The organism is Mesotoga sp. HF07.pep.5.2.highcov (assembly GCF_003666285.1).
Lineage (GTDB): Bacteria > Thermotogota > Thermotogae > Petrotogales > Kosmotogaceae > Mesotoga > Mesotoga prima.
Genome location: NZ_JFHJ01000019.1, coordinates 1 through 1,893, shown reverse-complemented (window position 1 = coordinate 1,893; position 1,893 = coordinate 1). Strand labels below are relative to the sequence as shown.

At 44.3% G+C, this 1,893-nt stretch carries 3 protein-coding genes; all 3 read right to left on the bottom strand.

Annotated features, from left to right (window positions below; genetic code table 11):
• The coding region (locus BG32_RS16990; protein WP_409072637.1) for a metallophosphoesterase at nucleotides 1-119 on the bottom strand (119 nt) is incomplete at its 3' end.
• Nucleotides 101-748, bottom strand: a complete 648-nt coding sequence (locus tag BG32_RS00440; protein WP_006487083.1) for a thiamine diphosphokinase — start codon at nucleotides 746-748, stop codon at nucleotides 101-103. The genes BG32_RS16990 and BG32_RS00440, both read right to left, overlap by 19 nt.
• Nucleotides 745-1,893 (bottom strand): RNA polymerase subunit sigma-54 (locus BG32_RS00435; RefSeq protein WP_121526211.1); only part of this gene is annotated, 1,149 nt, incomplete at its 5' end. The genes BG32_RS00435 and BG32_RS00440, both read right to left, overlap by 4 nt.

The following is a 1,893-nucleotide window of genomic DNA, read 5'->3' as shown; positions in this document are numbered from 1 at the left end:
TGATATAGGAAATCACCACTATGCATGATTAAAGTATTTTGATCTACTTCTTGAAGTATTCTCGTCAAAGGCGATAAAGCACCGTGAGTATCGGACAGCACTAGTACCTTTTCAACCATCTGAAATATAAGGCAGTGCCTCCTTTGCAGGAAATCTGTATTTCTTCATCAACGGTTTCATTTGAAACGCCAAGCGGCTTTCCATAATCTAGAGATGCGTCGGTTAGTGGAAATTTGAAACCTTCAAGAGAGACTATTGTCTGCTGGCCGCCATATGGAAAGAGAGACCAGATCTCACCTCGATTTACAAAGAGGGTCATTTCTCTAGAGACCATACCGATTTCGACGTTCTCTTCGATAATAGTGGCTTTGAGAGTGTGTCTGAGGCCATATATAGACGCTAAGGTCCCCATGAAATGATCTAGCCGGAGACCCGTTGCACCAAAGATTTCTACATTAGAGAAACCACGCTCCTCAAGGGCTTGAAGCGCGATTTGGGTGTCTGTGTCATCCTTCTCGGGGGGATATATTAACACAAGCGATCCTCTTCCTCTGCACCATTGGAGGGTCTCCTGGCTTACGGAATCCATATCGCCTACAAGGAGATCGGGATGTCTCCCCAGGCTTTTAAGCATTTCTGCCCCTGAATCGGCGGCCGAAACAAATGATGTCTCATTGAGTTTCCTGAAGTAGAACTCCATCGTAGATATGTATTGTCCACCGACAAACAACAGGGCCTTCGTCTTCATTTCGACTTCCTTAGTCCTAACTGATTTCTATATTTATTGACAGTTCTTCTGGCTATGTTGATATCTCTGTTGTTAAGTTCGGTAACAAGCTCTGCATCTGAAATTTCTGGGTTGCCTCTGACAATTTCGGCAATTACCTCGAGAGCCTGTTCCTTCTCCTGCAAATTTCCAAAGAAGTACCTGATCGGAAAAGTCCCTACAGGAGTCTGAACGAACTTATCCTTCACAGCTCTGCTTACCGTTGAAACTACAACTCCTATCTTGTCGGCAACTGAATTCATCTTCAACGGCCTTATCTTTTCGCTGGTCTTAAGTAGAAATGGCGCGTTCCTTATCACTATTTCGTTGCCAATTGTTATCAGCGTTGCCTTTCTCCTTTCGAGAGCGCTTATGTAGAACTTTGCTTCCTCGAGTTTCTCTTCAAGATATTTCTTTGCTTTTTTTTCGCCGTGTTCCATGATCTCCTCATACGACTCGTCAACACTGAGTACAAGTGAATAGTCCCTTACCGTAACAATGAACTTCTCATCGATAAACTCTATATAGAGATCAGGTTCAACGTATCTTACAAAAGCGCCGTCACTGTATCCGGAAGAAGGGAAGAGACCCGGACCCAATAGGGCCTCTATCTCTTCCCTTGAAGATGCAAAGATGCCGTCGAATCCCCCGTCCCTCATAGTCGAGATGACACTGGAAAGCCCATCGACGGAACAGTGATTCTCGCGAGCAATCTTTTCCAGATCCTCAGTAAGCATTCCTAGATCGTCCATGTAATCAAGGAGTATTTCAAAAAGGGAGAAAAGATCGTCGTCAAGAATATAGAAAGCGAAATCTCTGAGTATTTCTCTGAACGTTGGTTGCTGTGCTTCAATCCTGTCGAAGTCCCATCCATCCCTGTCAGTACTTTCAGGTTTCATGTAGATCGAGTTGTTTTCGGGAAGTGAGTAGAGATCTCCATCTTCTGTGTTTTCCTCGTCTTCTGGAGAGCTTTCCAGATCACTTTTTCCTTCTATTAGCTCATAATCCTCTCTCTTCATTTCAAGAAGCGGGTTGGCTTGAACTATCTCTTCTAACTCGGCCGTAATTTCCATTGAATTCAGTTGAAGGAGCTTCAGAGCCTGCTGAGCTTTGAGAGAAAGTCCGAG